Genomic DNA, 23,889 nt, shown 5'->3' on the forward strand with positions numbered 1-23,889 from the left:
CAAGCCGTATAGTTGCCCCATTCACGCTTTTACGAGATTGCCCATGAGTCAGGAAACGCCGTACATCTTCGACGCCACGACTGCCGATTTCGACCAGTCGGTGATCGAGAACTCCTTCCACAAACCAGTGCTGGTGGATTTCTGGGCCGAATGGTGCGCGCCCTGCAAAGTGCTGATGCCGATGCTGCAGAGCATTGCCGAGAGCTATCAGGGTGAGTTGCTGCTGGCCAAGGTCAACTGTGACATCGAACAAGACATCGTCGCCCGCTTCGGCATCCGCAGCCTGCCGACCGTGGTGCTGTTCAAGGACGGCCAGCCTGTCGATGGCTTTGCCGGTGCGCAGCCGGAGTCGGCCGTGCGTGCCCTGCTCGAACCCCATGTGCAGATGCCGCCACCGGCCGCCGCCGATCCGTTCGAACAGGCCCAGGCGCTGTTCGACGACAGCCGTTTTGCCGATGCCGAAGCGCAGCTCAAAGTGATCCTGGGTGAAGATAACACCAACGCCAAGGCACTGATCCTGTACGCCCGCTGCCTGACCGAGCGCGGTGAACTGGGCGAAGCGCAAACCGTGCTGGATGCGGTCAAGAGCGATGAGCACAAGGCCGCGCTGGCCGGCGCCAAGGCACAGATCAAGTTTCTCGGTCTGGCCAGGGACTTGCCGGATGCCGCCGACCTGAAGGCCCGACTGGCGAAAGACCCGCTGGACGATGAGGCGGTCTATCAACTGGCGATCCAGCAATTGGCCCGTCAGCAGTACGACGCCGCGCTGGATGCATTGCTGAAGTTGTTCACCCGCAACCGCAGCTACAGCGAAGGCTTGCCGCACAGGACCTTGTTGCAGGTGTTCGAGTTGTTGGGCAACGATCATCCGTTGGTCAGCACGTACCGCCGCAAGTTGTTTGCTGCGCTGTACTAAATCGACCCTGTAGGAGCGAGCTTGCTCGCGAAAAACCTGAGAGCACCGAGGTGAATCAGGTTTCCCGCGTTATCGTTGATGCCCATCGCGAGCAAGCTCGCTCCTAAACCAACCAGCGATACAGCGGTGTATCCCCGCCGCTTTCCACCTTCACATCCGAACTGTGGCGCAGGCGCACCAGCAGCCGTTTGCCCGCCGCTGCACTGCCGGTCAGGCCTTCCAGTTGATCGAGCAGGTCCGGCCCGCTGAGCTGCCCGGCCTTGCGCAGCAAATCCCGGGCAATCTGCCACAGCGCATCATCCTGGTTCAACGGTTTCGCCGCTGGCACGCTGACCGGGGTTTTTTCCACCTGCAACTGCGCCCCTAGTCGCGCCCAGTCCGCGTCGTCCATCTCCAGGGTCAAATCCACCGGCCAGTCGCCGATGCTTCCGCGAATTCGCAACATAGGTCTGCTCCCGCACATTTCTTCCCGGCATGCTCCCATGGGACTTGTGCAACGCCAAGCAGACAGTCAAACTCTCCGCAATCACGTTATAAGATTACATAACATTTTCTTCATTTTACTTTTCGGAGACTCGTCATGCGTCGTCTGCTTCTCGCCCTGCCGTTTGCCATGTTGCCGCTGGCTGTCGCCCATGCCGCCGACGAACACGATCACGAGCATGGCAGCCTGGGTGCCCACGAACATGGCGTGGGACGCCTGAATGCGGCGCTGGACGGCAAGACCCTGGAGCTGGAGCTGGAAAGCCCGGCCATGAACCTGGTGGGGTTCGAGCACGTCGCCACCAGCGACGCAGACAAGGCTAAAGTCGCCGCTGTCCGCGCTCAGCTCGAAAAACCACTGGCGCTGTTCAACCTTCCAACAGCCGCTGGTTGCGTGGTGGAAAACCAGGAACTGGAAAGTCCATTGTTCGGCGACAAGCCCGATGCCGACGATGATCACGATGAAGACGCCAAGGACGAAGACGGCCACGAACATCACCATGACCACAGCGAAATCCACGCTCACTATCAGTTCACTTGCGCCACGCCAGCGGCACTGAAGTCACTGGACCTGGCGAATATTTTCACCCGCTTCCCGGCCACCCAAAAAATTCAGGTACAACTGATCGGCCCGAGCGGGCAGCAAGGGGTTGAAGTGACGGCCAAAGCTGCTGCGCTGAAATTCTGACCCACTGTAGGAGCGAGCTTGCTCGCGATGGACGCCAACGATAACGCGGGCAACCTGATTCACCTCGGTGCTCTCAGGTTTTTCGCGAGCAGGCTCGCTCCTACAAGGGTTCACCACCAACCAGACCGGTTTCACATGACCCAAGCACTCATCGAACTGTCCGACCTGGGCTTCAGCTGGCCCGGTCACCCGCCGCTGCTGGACATCCCGGCGTTTCGCCTGGAGCGCGGCGAAACCCTGTTCCTCAAAGGCCCCAGCGGCAGCGGCAAGACCACCCTGCTCGGTCTGCTCGGCGGCGTGCAAAAGCCTGATCGCGGCAGCATCCGCCTGCTCGGCCAGGAGCTGACGCAACTCTCGGCCGGCGCCCGCGACCACTTCCGTGTCGATCACACCGGCTACATCTTTCAGCAGTTCAACCTGCTGCCGTTTCTGTCGGTGCGTGAAAACGTCGAACTGCCCTGCCACTTCTCGAAACTGCGCGCCGAACGAGCGAAACAACGTCACGGCAGCGTCGACAAAGCCGCCGCCACACTGCTCGCCCATCTGGGGTTGAAGGATGAAAACATCCTCGGTCGCCGCGCCGATTCGTTGTCCATCGGCCAGCAGCAACGGGTCGCCGCCGCCCGCGCACTGATCGGTCAACCGGAACTGGTGATCGCCGACGAACCGACCTCAGCCCTCGATTACGACGCCCGCGAGAACTTCATTCGCCTGCTGTTCGCCGAGTGCCGCGAAGCCGGCTCGAGCCTGTTGTTCGTCAGCCACGACCAGAGCCTGGCGCCGCTGTTCGACCACAACCTGTCGCTGGCCGAACTCAATCGCGCCGCTACCCCGTCCGAGGTCTGAGATGTATCTGTTTCGTCTAGCCATGGCCAGCCTGGCTAACCGTCGCTTCACCGCGATCCTCACGGCGTTCGCCATCGCCCTGTCGGTGTGCCTGTTGCTGGCAGTGGAGCGCGTGCGCACCGAAGCCAAGGCCAGTTTCGCCAGCACAATAAGCGGCACCGACCTGATCGTCGGCGCCCGCTCAGGCTCGGTGAACCTGCTGCTGTACTCGGTGTTCCGCATCGGCAACGCCACCAACAACATCCGCTGGGACAGCTTCGAACACTTCGCCAGCAACCCGAAAGTGAAGTGGGCGATCCCGATGTCCCTCGGCGACTCCCATCGCGGCTACCGGGTGATGGGCACCACCGAAGCCTACTTCGAGCATTACCAGTACGGGCGCCAGCAACACCTGCAACTGAGCGATGGCCGCGCCTTCGAAACCGACCCGTTCGAAGTGGTGCTCGGTGCCGAAGTGGCCGATGCACTGCACTACAAACTCGGCGACAAACTGGTGCTGGCCCATGGCGTGGCAGCGATCAGCCTGGTCAAGCACGACGACAAACCGTTCACTGTGGTCGGCATTCTAAAGCGCACCGGCACACCGGTGGACCGCACGCTACACATCAGCCTCGGTGGCATGGAAGCGATTCACATCGACTGGCATAACGGCGTGCCGGCCCGGGGCGAGGGCCGCATCACGGCTGATCAGGCGCGCAACATGGACCTCACGCCGCAAGCGATCACCGCGTTCATGCTCGGCCTCAACAACAAGATTTCGACCTTTGCCCTGCAACGGGAAATCAACGAATTCCGTGGCGAGCCGATGCTGGCGATCCTGCCAGGCGTGGCGTTGCAAGAGCTGTGGAGTCTGATGGGCACTGCGGAAAAAGCCTTGTTCGTGGTCTCGCTGTTTGTGGTGCTGACCGGGTTGATCGGCATGCTCACAGCGATTCTCACCAGCCTCAACGAGCGCCGTCGGGAAATGGCAATCCTGCGCTCGGTGGGCGCACGCCCTTGGCACATCGCGACGCTGTTGGTACTCGAAGCCTTTGCCCTGGCGCTGTCGGGCGTGATCGCCGGCGTGGCGTTGCTGTATGTGTGCATCGCGGCGGCCCAAGGTTATGTGCAAGCCAACTACGGCCTGTTCCTGCCGCTGTCGTGGCCGAGCGAGTATGAATGGACGCTGCTCGGTGGCATCCTGATCGCCGCGTTGCTGATGGGCAGCGTGCCGGCCTGGCGCGCCTATCGCCAATCCCTGGCCGATGGCTTGTCGATCCGTTTATGAGGACGTTGAAAATGCCCCGCGCTGTACTTGCGCTGTTGATGCTGGTCGCCCTGCCCCTGTGGGCGGCCCAGCCAAAAGACCTGACCTGGTCGGAGATGATCCCGCCCGACGCGCCGAAAGAAGTGCCGAACATGACGCCGTTGCATGATCTGTCGCAGATGAGCAGCACGCTCTCGGCAGAGTCGGCGCCAGCAGCCAAGCAGGACATGCCCAACGCACCGGTGGTCAAGACCCTCGACGGCCAGAACATTCGCCTGCCGGGTTACATCGTGCCGCTGGAAGTGAGCGAGGAAGGCCGTACCACGGAGTTTCTGCTGGTGCCGTATTTCGGCGCCTGCATCCATGTGCCGCCACCGCCGTCGAACCAGATCGTGCACGTCAAGAGCGAAGTCGGCGTGAAGCTGGACGAGCTGTATCAGCCTTACTGGATCGAAGGCGCGTTGCAGGTCAAGGCGTCCACCAGCGAGTTGGCGGATGCCGGGTATCAGATGGAGGCGGACAAGATTTATCTGTATGAGCTGCCGGAGTGAATCAGGTCGTTTTGTGTCGACTGTCAGTCCGCCATCGCGAGCAAGCTCGCTCCCACAGGGGATCACATGCCTCCTGTGGGAGCGAGCTTGCTCGCGATGAGGCCATCAGAAACATCACAAATTCCAGTCCTTGCCACTTTCATTGAGCTGCATCAAAAGACCGAATAGTTAGCCGGCTTACCATTGGACATCGAACATTTTTAACGTCCTCTGGAGCCCCCATGAACAAGTCCATGCTCAGCGCTTCGCTGGTTGCCCTTGCGCTCGCAGCCCCGCTCGCCAATGCCTTCGAAGCCGGTGACATCCTCCTTCGCGCCGGTGCAATCACCGTCAACCCGGAAGCCGACAGCTCCAGCGTCAAGGTCGATCAAGGCCCGCTGGCGGGCGCCGACCTGGGCGGCAAGGCGACCATGAGCAGCGACACGCAACTGGGCTTGAACTTCGCCTACATGCTCACCAACCACCTGGGTATCGAGCTGCTGGCGGCCACACCGTTCGAGCATGACGTGAAACTCAAGGGCACGGCCCTGAGCGCGGCCAACGGCAAACTCGGCACCCTCAAGCACCTGCCACCGACCTTGAGCCTGGTGTACTACCCGCTGGACCCGAAGTCGGCCTTCCAGCCGTACGTCGGCGGCGGCATCAACTACACCTATATCTACGACGAACACGTTGGCAGCCAGGCCCAGTCCGCCGGCTTCAGCAACTTCAAGGCGGAAAACTCCTGGGGTCTGGCGTGGCAGGTCGGTGCTGACTACATGCTGACCGATAACATCATGATCAACGCCCAGGTGCGCTACATCGACATCGATACCCGCGCCACCGTCGAGAACAACTCGATCGCACCAGGCACCCGGGCACGGGTTGACGTCGATGTAGACCCGTTCATCTACATGGTGGGTCTGGGTTACAAGTTCTAAAGAACGTTCACGTGGTGGTGAATGAGGCTTGGTGGTGAGCAGACTTAAAAATGACGGCGACTGCTGCGCAGTCGAACGGGGGCCAGCCCCCTCGCCACAGGAATTACACAAGCTGAAAGTAAATTCCGGCCGTGAAAAAGGCGCCTGTAAAAAGGCGCCTTTTTCATTTCCGCAGGGAAGCGATCTATCGCCCCAGCAACCGCGTCAGCCCCACGCGCATCGGTGTCTGCTCTGTGGTACTGAAGCGTTCCAACAGGCGCCGGTTGTTCGCCCGGGAATGACGAATGTCACCGGAGCGTGCCGGGCCGTAGCTCACCGGTGGCAAATTGCCGACCACGGCTTCGAGCGCTTCGAGCATTTGCTTGAGGGTCGTCGCCTGGTTCCAGCCAACGTTGACCGCACCGACTTCGACCTGGGGCATTTCGATGGCCTGCACCAGCAAGTCGACCAGGTCTTCGACGTAGACAAAATCCCGGGTCTGCTCGCCATCCCCGAACACCGTGATCGGCAAGCCCTTCAACGCGCGCTCGCTGAAAATGCTGATCACCCCGGAGTACGGCGAGGACGGATCCTGGCGCGGGCCGTAGATGTTGAAGAAGCGGAAAATCACCGGTTCCAGCCCATGCTGGCGATGGTAGAAGTCGAAGTATTGCTCGCTGGCCAGCTTGTCCACCGCATAAGGCGTCAACGGCGCCTTGGGCGTGTCTTCGTCGATCGACTCACCTTCGCCATTGTTGCCATACACCGCCGCACTGGAGGCAAACAGCACGCGTTTGACCCCGGTCTGGCGCATGGCTTCGCAGACGTTCAGCGTGCCGATGAAATTGCTCTGGTGTGTGCGCACCGGATCGTCCACCGAGGCCTGCACCGAAGCCACGGCGGCCAGGTGCGCCACGGCGCTGCATCCGGCCATCGCCTGGGCAACCAAAGCCGCATCGGCCACGTCGCCGACGATCAGTTCGACCCTGGGATTATCCAGCGGCAGATTGCTGTGCTTGCCGGTGGACAGGTCATCGAGAATCCGCACCGCATGGCCCCTGGCAAGCAGGGCGTCAGTCAGGTGTGAACCAATGAAACCGGCACCACCGGTGATCAAAACGGGGCTGTCAGCCATGGCGATAGAACCTGTCCAGTAGACCGGGAAGCGCCGCACGCCAGGCGCGTGGTTTGATTCCGAAGGTGTGCAGAATTTTTTTGCAGGCCAGTACCGCGTGTTGCGGTTCTTCGGCGGCATCCGGACGCGCGGCGTGGGCCTGGGCGGTCGGGGCTTCGATGGCCAGCGGATGCAGGCTGCGGGCTTCGGTCAGAATCGCCTGCCCCAGCGCCAGCGGCGTGGTCGCCTCATGCCCGGCGTAGTGGTAGGTGCCCCACAGCGGCGCGGCGCAATCGAGTTGCTTGAGCACTGAAATGATCACGCGGGCGGCATCGTCGACCGGCGTCGGATTGCCCCGTCGGTCGTCGGCCATCAGCAACTCTTCGGGTTGTTCTGCACGGGCGAGGAAGCGGCCAAGGGCACCGTCCGGGCTATCGTCCAGCAGCCAGCCGAAACGCAGCAGCACGTGTTGCGGGCAGGTGGCGCGCACGCTTTGCTCGATCCGCCACAACGCCTGACCCCGCAGGCCCAGGGGCACCGGTTCGTCTTTTTCGCTGTAGGCGGTGGCACGGGAGCCGTCGAACACGCGATAGCTGGAGGGTTGCAGCAGGACGATGTTGTGGTGCTGGCACAGTTCCGCCAGACGCTCGATCGCGCGCTCTTGGCCGGCCAGGCGCGATTCGCTCACCGCCTCGGCCTGAAACCAGTCGAAGTAGTAGGCAAGATTGATCAATGCATCGGGACGGGTGTCGTCGAGCAGTTGTGTCAGGCTCGCGGCATCCCAGCCGTCTTCGGGCGGGCGGGGGGCGAGGAAACCGATGTCTTCCTCCGCACCGAGGCGAATCAGCGCCTGCCCAAGGGCATTTCCGCCGCCCAGTAACATAAGGCGCATTCGCATAGAGTCAGCAGGCCCAGTCTGATTGAAACGATGGCTTTATCGACATCGCGCCCAGGCGATGTCGTTGATAATTGCCGGAATCGTTGCATTTTGCGGGTTTAGTGCGCAACCGTCACCCGTAAAGTGTAGATCCGGGGGATTTGTGGTGCTGTCACTGGCCTCATCGCGAGCAAGCTCGCTCCCACAATGGCTTTGTGTAAACCGCCCCCCTGTGGGAGCAAGCTAGCTCCCACAATGGCTTTGTGTAAACCGCTCCCCTGTGGGAGCGAGCTTGCTCGCGATGGGGTCCTGTCAGTCAACAGAGATCCCCAAGCGGTACTTGCATCTTGGCCCACCCACCCGCATAACTTGCTGCATGAACCTGCCCATTCCCGCAGACAGTGCCCTGAGCGGCTTCCACCCTGCCGTCAGCGCCTGGTTCAGCCACACGTTCCCGGCGGTCACCGCCGCCCAGGCCCGGGCGTGGCCGTTGATCCGCCAGCGCCGCTCGACCCTGGTCGCCGCGCCCACCGGTTCCGGCAAGACCCTCACCGCCTTTCTCGCCGTCATCGATGACCTGGTGCACCGCGGCCTGGAAAGCCCCGAAGGCTTGCCCGACGCAACCCTGGTGGTCTACGTCTCGCCCCTCAAGGCACTGTCCAACGACATCCAGATCAACCTGCAAAACCCGCTGGCCGGCATTACCGAGCAATTGCGCGTGATGGGCCTGCCCGAACTGCAGATCAGCACGGCCGTGCGCACCGGCGATACACCGCAAAAAGATCGTTCGGCAATGCGCAAGACCGCGCCGCACATACTGGTGACCACGCCGGAATCCCTGTATGTGCTGCTCGGCTCCGACTCTGGCCGGCAGATGCTCGGCACCGCACAAACGGTGATCGTCGACGAGATCCACGCCATGGCTGCCAGCAAACGTGGCAGCCACCTGGCACTGAGCCTTGAACGCCTGCAAGCCCTCTGCCCGGAACCACTACTGCGCATCGGTCTGTCGGCCACGCAAAAGCCCATCGAAGCCGTCTCGCGCTTCCTTGTCGGTCGCGACCGCCCGTGCGAGATCGTCGACATCGGCCACGCCCGCCCCCGCGACCTGGACATCGAAGTACCGCCCGTGCCGCTATCGGCCGTGATGGCCAACGATGTCTGGGAGTTGGTCTACGACCGCCTCGCCGCCCTCGCCCGGGAACACCGGACCACGCTGATCTTCGTCAACACCCGACGTCTGGCCGAACGCTTGAGCCGGCACCTGAGCGAGCGCCTGGGCAAGAATGCCGTCGCCGCCCACCACGGCAGCCTGGCCAAGGAATTTCGCCTGGATGCCGAGCAGCGACTCAAGCGCGGTGACCTGCAAGTGCTGATCGCCACGGCGTCGCTGGAACTGGGGATCGACATCGGCGACGTCGACCTGGTGTGCCAGATCGCCTCCCCGCGTTCGATTGCCGGGTTTCTGCAGCGGGTCGGCCGTTCCGGGCACCAGGTCGGCGGCACGCCCAAGGGCCGTTTGTTCGCCACCACCCGGGACGACCTGATCGAATGCGCCGCGCTGCTCGACTGCGTGCGCCGGGGCGAACTCGATACCTTGCTGATCCCGCAAGCGCCGCTGGACGTGCTGGCGCAGCAGATCATCGCCGAGGTCAGTTGCCAGGAGTGGCCGGAACAAGCGCTACTGGAGATGCTGCGCCGCGCCTCGCCCTACGCCGGACTCGACGACAAACACTACCAGGCGCTGCTGAACATGCTCGCCGAGGGTTACAACGGTCGTCAGGGCATCCGTAGCGCCTACCTGCATCGCGACGCTGTGAGCCACACCCTGCGCGGCCGCCGGGGCGCGAAACTGACAGCGGTGACCAGTGGCGGGACCATTGCGGACAACGCCGACTACAGCGTGCTGCTGGAACCTCAAGGGCTGAACATCGGCACCATCAACGAAGACTTCGCCGTGGAAAGCATTGCCGGGGATATCTTCCAGTTAGGCAACACGTCCTATCGGATCCTGCGGGTGGAAACCGGCAAAGTCCGGGTCGAGGATGCCCAAGGCCAACCGCCGACCATTCCGTTCTGGCTCGGTGAAGCACCGGGGCGCAGTGCCGAATTGTCCTCGGCGGTGGCGCGCTTGCAGGCACAACTCGATGACCTGCTGGGGGCTGCGCCAGGTAACTTGCAGCCAGCGCTCGACTGGCTGACCGAGACCCTGGGTTTGAACATCGCCAGCGCCGAACAACTGGTGGATTACCTGGCCCGTGCGCGGCAAACGCTGGGTGCCCTGCCATCCCAAGACACATTGCTGATGGAGCGCTTTTTCGACGAGTCCGGCGGCACGCAACTGGTCATTCACACGCCGTTCGGCAGCCGCATCAACCGCGCCTGGGGCCTGGCCCTGCGCAAGCGTTTCTGTCGCACCTTCAATTTCGAATTGCAGGCCGCCGCCAGCGAAGACGCCATCGTGCTGTCGCTGTCCACCAGCCACAGTTTTGAACTGGACGACGTCTGGCGCTACTTGCACAGCAACAGTGCCGAACACATCCTGATTCAAGCCGTGCTCGACGCGCCGCTGTTCGGCGTGCGCTGGCGCTGGAATGCCGGCGTGGCCCTGGCGCTGCCGCGCTACAGCGGCGGGCGCAAAGTCCCGCCGCAGATCCAGCGGATGAAAAGCGAAGACCTGATCGCCAGCGTGTTTCCCGATCAGATCGCCTGCGTGGAGAACCTCGCCGGCGAACGGGAGATTCCCGACCATCCGCTGGTAGAGCAAACCCTCGACGACTGCCTGCACGATGCCATGGACAGCGAAGGCTGGTTGGCCTTGTTACGGCGCATGGAACGCGGCGACATTCGCCTGATCAGCCGCGACTTGCCCGCGCCTTCACCGCTGGCGGCGGAGATTCTCAGCGCCCGGCCCTATACCTTTCTCGACGATGCGCCGCTGGAGGAACGTAGAACCCAGGCAGTGCTCAATCGGCGCTGGAGCGACCCGCAATCCACCGACGACCTCGGCGCCCTGGACGCCGAGGCGATTGCCGCCGTGCGCGACGAAGCCTGGCCAGTGCCTTGCGGGGTCGACGAAATGCACGAGGCCTTGATGAGCCTGGCGTGCATCACCGATACCGAGGCCGGCGCCAATCCGCAGTGGTTCGACTGGCTCAACACCCTGGCCGACAGCGGCCGCGCGAGCCGTTTGCAGATCAACGCCGGGCAATCGCTGTGGCTGGCGCTGGAGCGTCTGACCTGCCTGCGGGCGATTTATCCACAGGCCGAACTGACGCCGTCGCTGCAAGCGCTGCCGGACTTCGACGAGGTCTGGGAAGCCGACGACGCCATCCTCGAACTGATCCGCGCGCGGCTCAGTGCCTTCGGGCCACTGGCGCTCGATCGCATTGCCGAACCACTCGGCTTGCCCGCTGCGCAGGTCAACCAGGCCCTGGCGCAACTGGAACGCGAAGGCTACGTGCTGCGCGGTCGCTTTACCCCGGGTGCCACCCGGGAAGAATGGTGCGAGCGGCATTTGCTGGCGCGGATTCACCGCTATACGGTCAAGCGCCTGCGCCGGGAAATCGAACCGGTGGCGTTGCAGGATTTCATGCGATTCCTGTTCGACTGGCAGCATGTGTCGAGCGCAAGCCAGGGTCAGGGCGCCGCGGTACTGCCAGCCGTCGTCGCGCAATTCGAAGGCTACCCTGCTGCCGCTTCAGCCTGGGACAGCGACATCCTGCCGGCGCGGATCAAGGACTACTCGGCGACCTGGCTCGATGAGCTGTGCCGCAGCGGCAGACTGGTGTGGACGCACCTGACTGCGCACAACAAAAGCGCCAGCACCGCGCTGCGCAGCACGCCGATTTTGTTGCTGCCGCGCAACCGGGTCGGCCTCTGGAGCGGCTTGACCGAACAGACGCCGGTCAGCGAACTGTCGCCGAAAACACAAAAGGTCCACGCCGCCCTCAGCCAGCACGGCGCGCTGTTTTTCGATGAGCTGATCCATGAGGCCCATCTGCTGCGTTCGGAACTGGAAATCGCCCTGCAGGAACTGGTGGGCGCGGGGCTGGTGAACGCCGACAGCTTCGCCGGGTTGCGTGCACTGATCACCCCGGCCAGCAAGCGCCAGCCACGCAACAGCCGGCGTGGGCGTGGAGCATTCATCGGAGGCATGGACGATGCCGGGCGTTGGGCCCTGTTGCGACGCACGCCTGTCGCGCCGGTGGTGCAAAACCAGCGGACGCCTGCCGATACCCTTGAGCACATCGCCATGACCTTGCTGCGCCGTTACGGCGTGGTGTTCTGGCGTTTGCTGGAGCGTGAAGCGGACTGGCTGCCGAGCTGGCGCGAACTGCTGCGTACTTTCCATCGCCTGGAGGCTCGCGGCGAGATTCGTGGCGGGCGTTTTGTCAGTGGCCTGGCGGGCGAGCAATTCGCCCTGCCCGAGGCGATCCCCTTGTTGCGGGAGGTGCGGCGTCGGCCTCATGACGGCAGCCTGGTCGCGGTGTGCGGGGTCGATCCGCTGAACCTCGCCGGCACGCTATTGCCCGGCGCGAAAGTCCCGGCACTGGCGAGCAATCGGCTGGTATATCGCGACGGGTTGGCGGTTGCTGCCGAGATTGCCGGCAAGCAGCAGTTCTGGTTGGAGCTGGATGAACGGGCGATGGCTGAAGTGCGTAGTAAGCTTATCCGGCATTAATGTCGTCTGGACCGGACCCATCGCGAGCAAGCTCGCTCCCACAGTGATCTCTGTTGTGCCGAAAATTTGTAATCACAGAAGATCCCCTGTGGGAGCGAGCTTGCTCGCGATGGGGCCGGTCCAGCCACTGAAAGCCTCAAGTACAAAACTGACTATTGAGACCGCGGCCGCTCCGGCATCAACACCGCCGAATGCTCCGGTGCGGTATCTCCCTCCTTCAGTGGCTCGACCGCATGCCTGGGCACCAATGCCTGCTGTGGATAAGTTTGCGCGAAGTTCACCCACGGGCAGTTATCCACAAGCTTTTTCAAACGCTGGTTGAAAGCCCGGCTCACCGCGTATTGACCACCGGACACCGTACGGAATTGCGCGGTCAGCACCACACCGTTGAGGTCCATCTTGTCGACGCCAAACACATCCAGCGGCCCTTGCAGGTTGTAGCGCAGGAACGGGTCGTTGCTGATGGAGTGCCCGGCCTCGCGGATCAGTTCGATGGCCTTGTCGACATCGGTGTCGTAGGTGAACTGCACCGAGAAAAACGCATAGGCGAATTGCCGCGATTGGTTAGTCACGGCCTTGATCTGCCCGAACGGCACCGAGTGCACGAAGCCCTTGCCATCGCGCAGGCGCAAGGTACGGATGGTCAGGCCTTCGACGGTGCCGGCATGCCCGGAATCGAGCACCACCCAGTCACCGATGGACAGGGTGTCTTCGATGATGATGAACAGCCCGGTAATCACGTCCTGCACCAGTTGCTGGGAGCCGAAACCGATCGCCAGGCCGATGACCCCGGCACCTGCCAGGAATGGCGCGACGTTGATCCCCAGGTTGGCCATGGTGGTGATCGCGCAAATCACCACCAGGATGATTTTGATCGCGTTGCGCAGCAGCGGCAGGATGGTTTTCACCCGCGTACTCGGCTGGCGCGCCGAGCGCTTGTTGGTTGGCGGTTTCAGGGCTTCCTGAATCGCCGTGTCGAGCACCACCCAGACCATCCAGGTCACCAGCAGGATCAGACCGATGTGGCCCAGGGAATCACTGATCGCCCGGCCCACGGCATTGGTCACCGCGAATTCGAACAGCGACACGCCCCAGATCCGCCCGAGGATATCGATGAACACGATGGCCATGGCGATGCGCAACAAGGCATGTGACAAATTGAGAAAGCGCTCCTTGTAGGCGCTGCCGCGGCGCAGGTCCGCTTCGCTGCGCGTCTTGAACAGATGATGCAGCGTGGTGCTGAGAAACACCGTGGCGATCAGCAGCACCGTGGTGAACAAAGCGCTGCGCAGCACTCTCTGGTTGTCCACCCCGGCGCCGATCAGGTTGATGATCGAAACCAGGACCATCAACAGAATCGGCCAATACCAGAGCCCGGAAAATATTCGCAGGGTTTCACGCAACGCCGGCTGGCTGAGGCGCTGGGCCAGCGGCAGGATGCGGATCACATGGGCGACCGGGCGACGCATGCGGATCACCAGCAAGCCGAAGGAAATCGACGCTGCCAATCCAGTGAACACGGCGATGCTGCTGGTGAGATTACTGCCCAGTTGATGGGCGATCTGCGGGCTGGTCAGGGCATCGCTCAGGGCCACCAGAAAACCGATGCCGAACAGCGGTCGTGGGCTGTGTTGTCGAATAATCTGCACCGCCCGCCGCTTGTGTCCGGCATTGAACATCACCACCAGCGACAGCACCAATGACGCGGCAAAGATCCCGGCACTGGTGGCATAGGCAAAACACAACGCCAGCGCCCGTCCCGCCGATATCGGCAAAAGCTGGCTGGCATAAATCGTCAACGGCAGACTGATCACCGCCGGAAGGGTGTAGGGCAACACGTAACCGAGCAACGCCTGGCCCCGTTCGCGACTGAGCAGCAGACGGTGCTCGCACAGGCGCCTGGCGACCATCCGCCCAAGCAGCCAAAGACAGGCAAACACGGCCGCCCACACGCAGGTCAGCAGCAGGAAATCGCCGGCGACGCGCCAGGGCGAACGGGCCGATGGCTTATTGACCAACTGATCCACTTCATCGGCCGCGAGGTCGGCACGCAGGCGCCAGACGTCAAAGAGGTTTTCGTTGAGATCGAGTTTGGTCTGGACCTCGTCGATGCTTGAACTGATGGCTCCCAGTAATCCGCCTTGCACCAGCGGTTCGGGATGAGCCGGCGGAGTCGCGGCGGTCGCGGTGGTCGGCAGCCCCGGTATCGCGGCGGCTTCCAGTTGCTCGCTACCCACAAACAGCAACGCTCCCAGCAGTATCGCGGTCTTGAGCCTGATCAAAACACCCGCTCCTTTGGCTGTGTCGGTAAGGAACTGATCGAGAAATGTCGGGCAAGTTCGGATATTGCCCGCAGATAGCAGGACGGCGATGCCTTCCTGTGCCACAGACTAACACTCGCGCTCGCGATCTTTGCGCCCAAGGCAAATATCAAATGCTCGTCCCTGTATTTTTCCGCACGATCCGAACCACGACACTGCGCTCCATCGAATGAATCCACCGGAGTTGCAGCCATGCCCATTGCCTTGCTCGCGCTGACCCTCAGCGCCTTTGCCATCGGGACGACCGAGTTCGTCATCGTTGGCCTGTTACCCACCATCGGCGCCGACCTCGGCGTCAGTCTGCCATCCGCCGGCCTGCTGGTCAGCCTGTATGCCCTTGGCGTTGCCGTCGGCGCCCCGGTGCTGACCGCCCTCACCGGCAAGGTTCCGCGCAAATTGCTGCTGTTGTCGCTGATGGTGCTGTTCACCCTCGGTAACCTGCTGGCGTGGCAAGCACCGAGTTACGAGTCGTTGATCCTCGCACGGATCGTCACCGGCCTGGCCCACGGGGTGTTTTTCTCGATCGGCTCGACCATCGCCACCAGTCTAGTGCCGAAGGAAAAAGCCGCCAGCGCGATTGCCATCATGTTCACCGGCCTGACCGTGGCGCTGGTCACCGGCGTGCCGCTGGGGACATTCATCGGCCAGCATTTCGGCTGGCGTGAAACCTTCCTCGCCGTCTCGGCCCTGGGCGTGATCGCCTTCATCGGCAGCTTGATCTACGTGCCGAAAAACATTGCCCACAGCAAACCCGCATCGCTGTTGCAGCAATTGCAGGTGCTCAAGCAACCACGCCTGCTGCTGGTGTATGCGATGACGGCCGTCGGCTACGGCGGCTCGTTCATTGCCTTTACCTTCCTCGCGCCGATTCTTCAGGACCTCTCCGGCTTCAGCGCCAGCACCGTCAGCCTGGTGTTGCTGGTCTACGGCATCTCCGTGGCCGTCGGCAACATCTGGGGCGGCAAACTGGCGGACAGGCGCGGCCCGATCAGCGCCCTGAAAATCATCTTTGCCCTGCTCGCCGCCGTGTTGTTCGTGCTGACTTTCACCGCCGGTAATCCTTGGCTCGCGCTGGCCACCGTGTTGGTCTGGGGCGCCGTGGCATTCGGCAACGTGCCGGGGTTGCAGGTGTATGTGGTGCGTCAGGCTGAGCATCACACCCCGCAGGCGGTGGACGTGGCGTCCGGCCTGAACATCGCGGCGTTCAACCTCGGCATTGCCGGTGGCGCGTGGGGCGGTGGCCTGATCGTCGCCCACATGGGGTTGATTCACACCGCATGGATCGGTGGCCTGGTGGTGTTGGTGGCACTGGCATTGACCGCGTGGAGTGGACGTCTTGATCGCCTCGGCCCAGTGTTCGCCGAACCGGCTGAGGACTCTGCCCGCGTTATTACTGCCCACTGATAACCCCTGTGGGAGCGAGCTTGCTCGCGATGACAGCGGTCCATTCAACATGAATGTGACTGATAAACCGCCATCGCGAGCAAGCTCGCTCCCACACTTGTTCGGTGTTGTTCCGTAGAAAACTTACCGTCCGTAGCCCCATCGAAACTTTTGCCGCCGCAGCGCAGTCACCCAAAGACATGGGTAGGTAGTCCGGAGGCGACATGGCGGCGATTCATATCGGTATTTCAGGCTGGCGCTACACGCCCTGGCGGGGAGACTTCTACCCCATTGGCCTGACCCACAAGCGCGAATTGCAATTCGCCTCGCGGGCGGTCAACAGCATCGAAATCAATGGATCGTTCTACGCACTGCAGCGCCCCGAACGCTATGCCGTGGAAATCCGCCATGACAGCTTTGTCGATCCGCTGTTCGTCCGCTTGCTCAAGCGCTACAACACGGCCCTGGTCATCGCCGACACCGCAGGTAAATGGCCGTATCGCGAAGACATCACCAGCGATTTCGTCTGCCTGCGTCTGCATGGCGCCGAAGCACTCTATGCCAGCGGTTACACCCCGCAGGCACTAAAACGCTTGGGCGAACGAATCGAAGCCTGGCATCACGGCCAGCAACCGGATAATCCACAATTGATCGCGCCCCGGCAGAAGCCAAAGGCGTGCAAATCCCGGGAGGTGTTCTGCTATTTCGATAACGACGTCAAAGTCCGCGCCCCCTTTGATGCACGCCACTTGCTGCAACGCCTGCACCTCGAAAAAAACCTCGCCACCGTCCCCGGTGAGCCTGCGGCCGAGAGCGTGTTGCCATGAGCATTCCAGAGCCGGTCGGCGTCACGGACGAGCAGACCCCCATCAACACGACAGTGCAGCGCTTCACCGTGCTGACGGTCAACACCCATAAAGGTTTCACCGCGCTCAACCGGCGTTTCATCCTGCCGGAACTGCGTGAAGCGGTGCGCAGCGTGTCTGCCGATGTGGTGTTTTTGCAGGAAGTCCACGGCACCCACGAACAGCACCCCAGGCGCTACACCAACTGGCCGGCGATGCCGCAATACGAATTCCTCGCCGACAGCCTGTGGCCGCAGTTCGCCTATGGCCGCAATGCGGTGTATCCGGCGGGCGATCACGGCAATGCGCTGCTGTCGAAGTTCCAGATCATCCGCCACGACAACCTCGACGTGTCCATCAGCGGCCACGAGAACCGCGGGCTTTTGCATTGCGTATTGCGCTTGCCCGGCGACGGCCAGGAGGTGCATGCGATTTGCGTGCATCTGGGGCTGCGCGAAACCCATCGCACCGCGCAACTGAAGCTGCTCGCCCAGCGCCTGGACGCCCTGCCCGGCGACGCCCCGGTGATTGTCGCCGGGGACTTCAACGATTGGCGCCAGCGCGCCGATGCATTGCTCACACCCAGCGGTTTGCGCGAAGTCTTCGCCGAGCACCATGGCAAACCGGCGCGCAGTTTCCCCGCGCGCTTGCCGGCATTGCGCCTGGACCGCATCTACGTACGCAACCTCAAGGCCAGCCATCCGCAAGTGCTGACCTCCCGGCCCTGGTCGCACCTTTCCGACCACGCCCCGCTGTCGGTGGAGATCGAGCTATGAGCAGCCAGTTGATGGAAAAAAACACGCTGGAACACATCCCCGCTCCGCCCACCCGCGAGCCGACAGCGGTCGATGTCGAATACGGCTGGCAAGGCAGCAATCGGGTCGAGTTGCTGGAAAATGGCGAGGCGTATTTTCCCCGGGTGTTTGAAGCCCTGCGCCGGGCGCAAAATGAAATCCTGTTGGAGACCTTCATTCTGTTCGAGGACAAGGTCGGCAATGAGCTGCAACAGATTCTGATCGAAGCCGCCCAGCGTGGTGTGCGCACCACCGTCAGCCTCGACGGCTTCGGCTGCGGCGAACTGAGTACCGGGTTCCTGAACGCCCTGACCGCGGCCGGCGTGCACCTGCAAATGTTCGATCCGGCACCGAAACGCCTGGGCATCCGCACCAACTGGTTCCGGCGCCTGCACCGCAAGATCGTGGTGGTCGATGGCACCGTCGCGTTCGTCGGCGGGATCAATTTTTCCGCCGATCATCTGGCCGACTTCGGCCCCGAGGCCAAACAGGATTATTCCGTGGAAGTTCAGGGTCCGGCCGTTGCCGACATCCATCACTTTGCCCTGCTGCAATGCGGTCGCCCGGCGCACGCCAAATACTGGTGGCACCGCCGTCGGCAGCGGCGTTCGGAACTGGCCTTCAGCGACCACGATGGCCAGGTGCGGCTGGTGTACCGCGACAACGGGGAACACCAGACCGACATCGAGGAGGTTTACCGCCAGGTATTGCGCCAGGCGCAGCGCCGGGTGGTGATCGCCAACGCCTACTTCTTTCCAGGGTTCCGCTTGTTGCGCGAGATCCGCAACGCGGCCCGCCGAGGGGTGGATGTGCGGCTGATCCTGCAGGGTCAGCCAGACATGCGGGTGGCCAGGCTTGCGGCGCGCATGACCTACGATTACTTGCTCAAGTCCGGGGTGAAGATCTACGAATATTGCGACCGTCCGCTGCACGGCAAGGTCGCACTGGTGGATGAAGACTGGAGCACCGTAGGCTCCAGTAACCTCGACCCATTGAGCCTGTCGATGAACCTGGAAGCCAACGTGCTGATCCGCGACCGTGGCTTCAATCGAGTTCTGTTCGATCGCCTGGAAGACCTCAGCGACAACCATTGCAAGGTCATGTCTCACGACATCGCGCCACGCGGGCGTGTCTGGCACATGACCGTCGGTTTTCTGGTGTTTCACTGCCTGCGGCATTTCCCGGCGTGGGCCGGTTGGTTGCCGGCGCATAAACCTCGCCTGAAACACATTCCTCCTCCGACCGGGGCCGCTGACCATGAACCGCACTGAGCCCCACACGGCAACTCACACCAAAAGCCCTGGGAAGACGCACTGGAACCGCTGGAAACGACCGCTGACGATGCTGTTTTTCCTGATGCTGATCGTGCTGTTCACGATGCTCGCCCAACGCATCGAATGGAACGAAGTGTTCGATACCCTGGCCGATTTCAAGGTGCGCACACTGATCATTGCCTCGGGGCTGACCCTGGTGAGTTTTCTGGTGTACGCCTGCTTCGACCTGATCGGCCGCACCTACATCCGCCAGAACCTGACCTGGAAGCAGATTCTGCCCGTGGGGATCATCAGCTACGCCTTCAACCTGAACCTGAGCGCCTGGGTCGGTGGCATCGCCATGCGATACCGGTTGTATTCGCGGCTCGGGGTCAGCAAGAGCAACATCGCGAAAATCCTCGGTCTGAGCCTGGCGACCAACTGGTTCGGTTACATGGTCATTGCCGGCGCCATGTTCAGCAGCGGGCTGGTGCGCATGCCGCCGGGGTGGAAGCTCAGCAGTAGCGCGCTGCAAGGCGTGGGGGTTTTGTTATTGCTGCTGAGCGCCGGATACCTGGTGGCGTGCCGGTTTGCCAAACGTCGGGAGTGGGTGATTCGTGGTGTGGAGATTGACCTGCCGTCGCCGCGCATGGCCGTGCTGCAACTGGCCCTCGGTGCCCTGAACTGGTCGCTGATGGCAGCGGTGATCTTCACCTTGCTACCGAACAAACTGGACTATCCACTGGTGCTGGGTGTGCTGTTGATCAGCGCCATCGCCGGGGTCATCACTCACATCCCGGCCGGGCTCGGCGTGCTGGAAGCCGTGTTTGTGGCGCTGCTGCAACACGAGGCTTCGCGGGGCAGCCTGGTGGCGGGACTGCTGGCCTATCGGGCGATTTATTTCATCCTGCCGTTGTTGATTGCCCTGGTGATGTACCTGCTGGTGGAAGCCAAGGCCAAGTCATTGCGGATTGCGAAGAAACCCAAGTGATTTTGTACTGGTTGTGAGGACGCCTTCGCGGGCAAGCCCGCTCCCAGAGTGTCTGTTGGTGGATGCAGATTCCATGTACACCCTCGATCCTTGTGGGAGCGGGCTTGCCCGCGAAGGGGCCCGCAAAAACACCCCAATATCAGGATGATTGAATAATGCTCAAACGCTCCCCCACTACCATCTCGGTAATCCAGCCGACAAGGATCGAGGTGTAGGCCTGCTGCGAAACCGGGTCGCTCAGCGCATGGTCGGCGCCATCGATAATTCGGTGGGTCAGCGAGTGAGTCTGCTGGCACGCCGCGCGGTAACTCATGATCGTTGAATGGGGCACGTAGTCGTCGGTCTCGGACTGCACCAACAGGACATCCCCGGTGAATTGCGAGCAGGCGTGCAAGGCACGATTGCTGTCGGCACGCACCAGGGTGCTTCGGTAATCACGCAGATCCAGCTTGTCCAGGTCGCGTTTCGGCGCGTGCCATTGCTCGTCTCGATACAGCGCCGGCACCCGCAGCGCCAGCCAGCGCACGGGCCTCAGCGAGGTCAGAATCGAGGCCAGATACCCCCCGTAACTGGTGCCAACCACGGCAATCGCCGAGGTATCGAGGGCCGGGTGCGCGAGCAAGCGGTCATAGGCCGCCAGCAGGTCGCGCAAATTGTCTTCCCGGGTCACCCGGGACAATGGAATGCCGGTGCCACCGGTGTGCCCGCGCAGGTCAAAGGTCAGGCACACGCACCCCAACCCGGCGATACCTTTGGCGCGTTCCAGATCCCGCTCCTGGCTGCCGCCCCAACCGTGCACAAAGAGCACGCCGGGGACTTTCGATTTGGGACTCAGGAAGGTCCCGCTCATCTGTTCGTCGTCGATGTCGATCTGAATGGATTCGCTTCTAGCCGTCATAGGGTTTAACCGTCACGTACTTGAGGAGAAAGTCACTGGCCTGCGCCGGCCCGCGGTACACCTCGATGGCGTCCGCCGGCAGCGGCTGGTCGATGTAGGTTTCCACCGAAGACACACGAATCGCGCAGATCCCCGGATCGTTGACGAAATTCTGCAAGGCCGCGACCTCGGCGCTGCTGGCACCGCCCATGCGCCAGGACTGTTCGAGCACACCGCTGCGTGGCCGGCCATCGCTGCCGACGCCCTGGGCGATGTCGTAGTTGCGCCGCGAGGCATAGAAACCTGGGTAGGCTTCATCCGCCGCGCTGTCGAACACCTGTGCCTGGCGGATCGCCAATTGCACGTCTTCCGGCAGATCCAGCTTCAACAAGTCGTCATAGCCGCCTGGCACCACCAGCAGGTTGGACCCGCCATACACCTGTTCACCCTGAGCGTCCTCGGTCAAGTATTGATCCCCGCAATAACTGAGTACCTTTGCGCCGATAAAACTCTGGCCGACGCTGTGGGTGATCACCTGGTCCAGGTCCTGTTCGAGCACCACGCCTTCGGTGAACATCGCCTCGGCCTCGGGCTGGGCAAGCAGCTCATCGAACTCGTCGAGGCTTTTGATCACTTCCTGACCACGTCCGGCACAGGCATGAATCGGTTTCAGGCGGATCGGCCCGGTGTACAGCAAATGCTCCGCCGCCGGGCGCGCATCCTTCAGGGAGAACACGCTGAGACCGTCGAGCACCACGCTGCGCACCCGCTCGGAAAACAACGGAGCCCAGCCTCGCGGCGCATGGGCATGGTGGTTGAGCAATCCGTGACTAATGGCTTTGGTGCAGATGAAGTCGTGGTCGACATAACCGCCCCACAAATCCTCCGGGCCCTTGACCCCCAGTTGCCGGGCAGCCGCAGCGCCCACAAGGGTCTGGGTCGGCAACAGGTAGAGGTCTCGCCCTGCATGCAGTTGCGGGTCGTAGCTGCCGCCGTACTTGAGCCCCAGTATCTGCGCCAGCCAGCGGGCCAGTGCGCGGTTGGTTTCAACTTCATGCACTGGCGCGTCGGCGAGCACCGAATGGGCGACCACCAGTTTCCTGCGGTTTGCCGGGGTCATGCATCCCCCTTCAATCGACGTTTGATGAATGTAGCTGAAGGGGTGCAGAGATCAGGCCAAGGCCCGTTGAGGAAAAAGGGTTTTTAAATCAGCCCGTTGTGCAGGAAGTGATGGCATGTGGCCTGTTTTATTCTGCACGACGCCCGTTGATACTCCGGCATTTTGCACGATTCCAGCCCACACGCCCGACCCTGTGGGAGCGAGCTTGCTCGCGATGAGGGAATGACATTCAACATTTATGTAGCAGACACACAGCTATCGCGAGCAAGCTCGCTCCCACAGGGAATCGAGGTGATGCGACTACCGTGCGACCGATCCAGAGTTCACCCCAAACCGTGTCCGATAATCACTCGGCGCCAACCCGGTGATTTTCCTGAACGTTGCGCGAAACGCCCCGGGGTCCTGATAACCCACGGTCCAGGCGATGTGGTCGATGGTGCCGTTGGTGAACTCAAGCATTTCCCGGGCCTTGCCGACTCGCAGGTGCTGGCAGTATTCGGTGGGTTTGAGCCCGGTGGCCGCGCGAAAGCGTCGCAGGAAGGTGCGTTCTTCCAGCCCTGCCTTTTCGGCCATCGCCGCCAGTGACACATCGGTCGCTCCGGTGCTTTGCAGCCAGTGTTGCACCTTGAGGATCGTCGCATCGCCATGACTGAGGATCGGCGCAAAGTTGCTGCCGCACTCACTGGCGCTATCGCTGTGTTCCACCACCAGAAAACGCGCGGTGTTGGTGGCGATGCTAGGCCCCAGCAGCCGGTTGACCAGGCGCAGACCCAGTTCCGACCAGGCCATCAGCCCGGCGGTGGTAATCAGGTCGCCGTCATCGACAATCGGCGTATCGGCCTTGAGCCGGATCGCCGGATAACGTTCGGCGAAAGCTTTGGCCGAGGTCCAGTGAGTGGTGGCGCTACGATCGTCGAGCAGACCGCTTTCGGCCAACAGGATAGAGCCCACGCAAACCCCGCCCAGTGTCGCGCCGCTGGCATGTTGCTCACGCAACCAGCGAATCAATCCCTGTGGCGCCTGGCCCTCGGAAAAACCGCCGATCGATGGCGGAATCAACACGGCCACCAGGGCGCGCTCCGGGCCAGGATGGCTGTCGAAGACCCGAACCGGCGCCTGATCACCCTCGACCTGCCAATGGCTGACCCGCAACAGCGGCAACTGCGCAGACTGATGTTCGGCGGCGATCCGGTTGGCCACCCCGAACAAATCCGTCAAACCATGCACCGCCGCCATCTGCGCGCCGGGATAGATCAGTACACCGAGTTCGGCGATTGCCCTTTCTGCGTCCATTGTCAGTTTTCCCCCTTCTATTGTCGGTGCGGCCAATCCTCGGATCGCCTGCCAGAGCCAATACTTCATTCCACACCAATACACACTTCGAGGAAACAGTCATGGCCAAGCAAGCGCTCATCGTAGTCGATATCCAGAACGACTACTTCCCCCAAGGCAAGTGGCCGCTGGTCGGTGCCGACGCCGCCGCCGACAACGCCGTCCGCCTGATCAAGGCCTTCCGCGACGCTGGGGATTCAGTGGTGCACATTCGCCACGAATTCACCTCTGAAGATGCGCCGTTTTTCACCCCGAACTCCGAGGGCGCGAAGTTGCACCCGAAAGTGCTCAACCGTGCCGACGAACCGGTGGTGCTCAAACACTTCGTCAACTCGTTCCGCGAGACCGAACTGAAATCGATCCTCGACGAACAAGGCATCAAGGAACTGGTGGTCGTGGGCAGCATGAGCCACATGTGCGTCGACGGCATCACCCGGGCGGCGGCGGATTTTGGTTATACGGTCACCGTGATCCACGACGCCTGCGCCACCCGTGACCTGGAGTTCAATGGCGTGACGGTTCCGGCGGCGCAAGTTCATGCGGCGTTCATGGCGGCCCTGGCGTTTGCCTATGCCAGCGTGGTCTCGACCAACGAGTACCTGACAAAAAGCCGGAAGCTGTAAACCTTATTCGGGACAAGACAGCAAAAATGAAAAAGCCCATGGCCTC

General features: G+C 62.2%; 20 protein-coding genes. 13 read left to right on the forward strand and 7 right to left on the reverse strand.

What is annotated here, in order from left to right; all coding sequences use genetic code 11:
- The first annotated feature begins 43 nt into the window (after nucleotides 1-43).
- Nucleotides 44-916, forward strand: a complete 873-nt coding sequence (trxA, locus tag AC1RP7_RS22175) for a thioredoxin (protein WP_493182749.1) — start codon at nucleotides 44-46, stop codon at nucleotides 914-916.
- 103 nt (nucleotides 917-1,019) lie between these two features.
- Here trxA and AC1RP7_RS22180 read toward each other — a convergent pair whose 3' ends face one another.
- Nucleotides 1,020-1,361 carry a hypothetical protein gene (locus AC1RP7_RS22180; RefSeq protein ID WP_223499980.1) on the reverse strand — a complete coding sequence of 114 codons (342 nt, stop codon included), beginning with the start codon at nucleotides 1,359-1,361 and terminating at the stop codon, nucleotides 1,020-1,022.
- A gap of 135 nt (nucleotides 1,362-1,496) precedes the next feature.
- On the opposite strand from AC1RP7_RS22180, the gene AC1RP7_RS22185 reads away from it, so the two are divergent.
- From AC1RP7_RS22185 to AC1RP7_RS22205, 5 genes are all read left to right on the forward strand, one after another.
- Entirely contained in the window at nucleotides 1,497-2,087 is a 591-nt protein-coding gene (locus AC1RP7_RS22185) for a DUF2796 domain-containing protein (RefSeq protein ID WP_150813875.1), read from the forward strand.
- A 135-nt stretch (nucleotides 2,088-2,222) separates the two neighbouring features.
- Nucleotides 2,223-2,933 (forward strand): ABC transporter ATP-binding protein, encoded by a 711-nt coding sequence (locus AC1RP7_RS22190; protein WP_057713120.1) that lies wholly within the window; start codon nucleotides 2,223-2,225, stop codon nucleotides 2,931-2,933.
- Nucleotide 2,934: 1 nt separating this feature from the next.
- Nucleotides 2,935-4,200: an ABC transporter permease gene (locus AC1RP7_RS22195; RefSeq protein WP_102670738.1), complete on the forward strand. Its 1,266-nt coding sequence runs from the start codon at nucleotides 2,935-2,937 to the stop codon at nucleotides 4,198-4,200.
- Between the two features lie 11 nt (nucleotides 4,201-4,211).
- Nucleotides 4,212-4,730 carry a DUF3299 domain-containing protein gene (locus tag AC1RP7_RS22200; RefSeq protein ID WP_090451674.1) on the forward strand — a complete coding sequence of 173 codons (519 nt, stop codon included), beginning with the start codon at nucleotides 4,212-4,214 and terminating at the stop codon, nucleotides 4,728-4,730.
- 221 nt (nucleotides 4,731-4,951) lie between these two features.
- Nucleotides 4,952-5,650 carry an OmpW/AlkL family protein gene (locus AC1RP7_RS22205; protein ID WP_090451676.1) on the forward strand — a complete coding sequence of 233 codons (699 nt, stop codon included), beginning with the start codon at nucleotides 4,952-4,954 and terminating at the stop codon, nucleotides 5,648-5,650.
- A 184-nt stretch (nucleotides 5,651-5,834) separates the two neighbouring features.
- Here the strand turns inward: AC1RP7_RS22205 and AC1RP7_RS22210 are convergent, their stop codons facing one another.
- Together AC1RP7_RS22210 and AC1RP7_RS22215 are read right to left on the reverse strand one after the other, a co-directional pair.
- Nucleotides 5,835-6,764, reverse strand: coding sequence for an NAD-dependent epimerase/dehydratase family protein (locus AC1RP7_RS22210; protein WP_493182746.1), 930 nt, complete (start codon nucleotides 6,762-6,764; stop codon nucleotides 5,835-5,837).
- Nucleotides 6,757-7,641: a sugar nucleotide-binding protein gene (locus AC1RP7_RS22215; RefSeq protein ID WP_008053852.1), complete on the reverse strand. Its 885-nt coding sequence runs from the start codon at nucleotides 7,639-7,641 to the stop codon at nucleotides 6,757-6,759. Before AC1RP7_RS22215 ends, AC1RP7_RS22210 begins: the two co-directional genes overlap by 8 nt.
- 355 nt (nucleotides 7,642-7,996) lie before the next feature.
- On the opposite strand from AC1RP7_RS22215, the gene AC1RP7_RS22220 reads away from it, so the two are divergent.
- Nucleotides 7,997-12,304 (forward strand): DNA glycosylase AlkZ-like family protein, encoded by a 4,308-nt coding sequence (locus AC1RP7_RS22220; protein WP_493182745.1) that lies wholly within the window; start codon nucleotides 7,997-7,999, stop codon nucleotides 12,302-12,304.
- 152 nt (nucleotides 12,305-12,456) lie between these two features.
- Here the strand turns inward: AC1RP7_RS22220 and AC1RP7_RS22225 are convergent, their stop codons facing one another.
- On the reverse strand, nucleotides 12,457-14,586 hold the full coding sequence (locus tag AC1RP7_RS22225) for a mechanosensitive ion channel family protein (RefSeq protein WP_429522160.1): 2,130 nt from the start codon (nucleotides 14,584-14,586) through the stop codon (nucleotides 12,457-12,459).
- A gap of 231 nt (nucleotides 14,587-14,817) precedes the next feature.
- Here AC1RP7_RS22225 and AC1RP7_RS22230 point away from each other — a divergent pair, with 231 nt between their 5' ends.
- The 5 genes from AC1RP7_RS22230 (at nucleotide 14,818) to AC1RP7_RS22250 (ending at nucleotide 19,891) form a co-directional block, all read left to right on the forward strand.
- Nucleotides 14,818-16,029, forward strand: a complete 1,212-nt coding sequence (locus tag AC1RP7_RS22230; RefSeq protein WP_493182743.1) for an MFS transporter — start codon at nucleotides 14,818-14,820, stop codon at nucleotides 16,027-16,029.
- Nucleotides 16,030-16,232: 203 nt separating this feature from the next.
- A complete protein-coding gene (locus tag AC1RP7_RS22235; protein ID WP_489339306.1) occupies nucleotides 16,233-16,835 on the forward strand; it encodes a DUF72 domain-containing protein in 603 nt (200 codons plus the stop codon).
- A complete protein-coding gene (locus tag AC1RP7_RS22240) occupies nucleotides 16,832-17,629 on the forward strand; it encodes an endonuclease/exonuclease/phosphatase family protein (protein WP_057713111.1) in 798 nt (265 codons plus the stop codon). The genes AC1RP7_RS22235 and AC1RP7_RS22240 overlap by 4 nt, the downstream gene beginning before the upstream one ends.
- Nucleotides 17,626-18,918: a cardiolipin synthase ClsB gene (gene clsB, locus AC1RP7_RS22245; RefSeq protein ID WP_340314802.1), complete on the forward strand. Its 1,293-nt coding sequence runs from the start codon at nucleotides 17,626-17,628 to the stop codon at nucleotides 18,916-18,918. Before AC1RP7_RS22240 ends, clsB begins: the two co-directional genes overlap by 4 nt.
- The gene (locus AC1RP7_RS22250) at nucleotides 18,905-19,891 is read left to right on the forward strand and encodes a lysylphosphatidylglycerol synthase domain-containing protein (protein WP_493182741.1); all 987 of its coding nucleotides are present in this window, start codon (nucleotides 18,905-18,907) and stop codon (nucleotides 19,889-19,891) included. Before clsB ends, AC1RP7_RS22250 begins: the two co-directional genes overlap by 14 nt.
- A 139-nt stretch (nucleotides 19,892-20,030) precedes the next feature.
- Here AC1RP7_RS22250 and AC1RP7_RS22255 read toward each other — a convergent pair whose 3' ends face one another.
- The 3 genes from AC1RP7_RS22255 to AC1RP7_RS22265 form a co-directional block, all read right to left on the reverse strand.
- Nucleotides 20,031-20,789 (reverse strand): alpha/beta hydrolase family protein, encoded by a 759-nt coding sequence (locus tag AC1RP7_RS22255; protein ID WP_057713108.1) that lies wholly within the window; start codon nucleotides 20,787-20,789, stop codon nucleotides 20,031-20,033.
- Nucleotides 20,779-21,888, reverse strand: coding sequence for a DUF3182 family protein (locus AC1RP7_RS22260; protein WP_493182739.1), 1,110 nt, complete (start codon nucleotides 21,886-21,888; stop codon nucleotides 20,779-20,781). Before AC1RP7_RS22260 ends, AC1RP7_RS22255 begins: the two co-directional genes overlap by 11 nt.
- 300 nt (nucleotides 21,889-22,188) lie before the next feature.
- On the reverse strand, nucleotides 22,189-23,181 hold the full coding sequence (locus AC1RP7_RS22265) for a GlxA family transcriptional regulator (RefSeq protein ID WP_493182738.1): 993 nt from the start codon (nucleotides 23,179-23,181) through the stop codon (nucleotides 22,189-22,191).
- 101 nt (nucleotides 23,182-23,282) lie between these two features.
- On the opposite strand from AC1RP7_RS22265, the gene AC1RP7_RS22270 reads away from it, so the two are divergent.
- Nucleotides 23,283-23,843, forward strand: coding sequence for a cysteine hydrolase family protein (locus tag AC1RP7_RS22270; protein ID WP_493182736.1), 561 nt, complete (start codon nucleotides 23,283-23,285; stop codon nucleotides 23,841-23,843).
- The last annotated feature ends 46 nt before the right edge of the window (nucleotides 23,844-23,889 follow it).

Source organism: Pseudomonas sp. GW822-FHT01E03, from assembly GCF_058802985.1.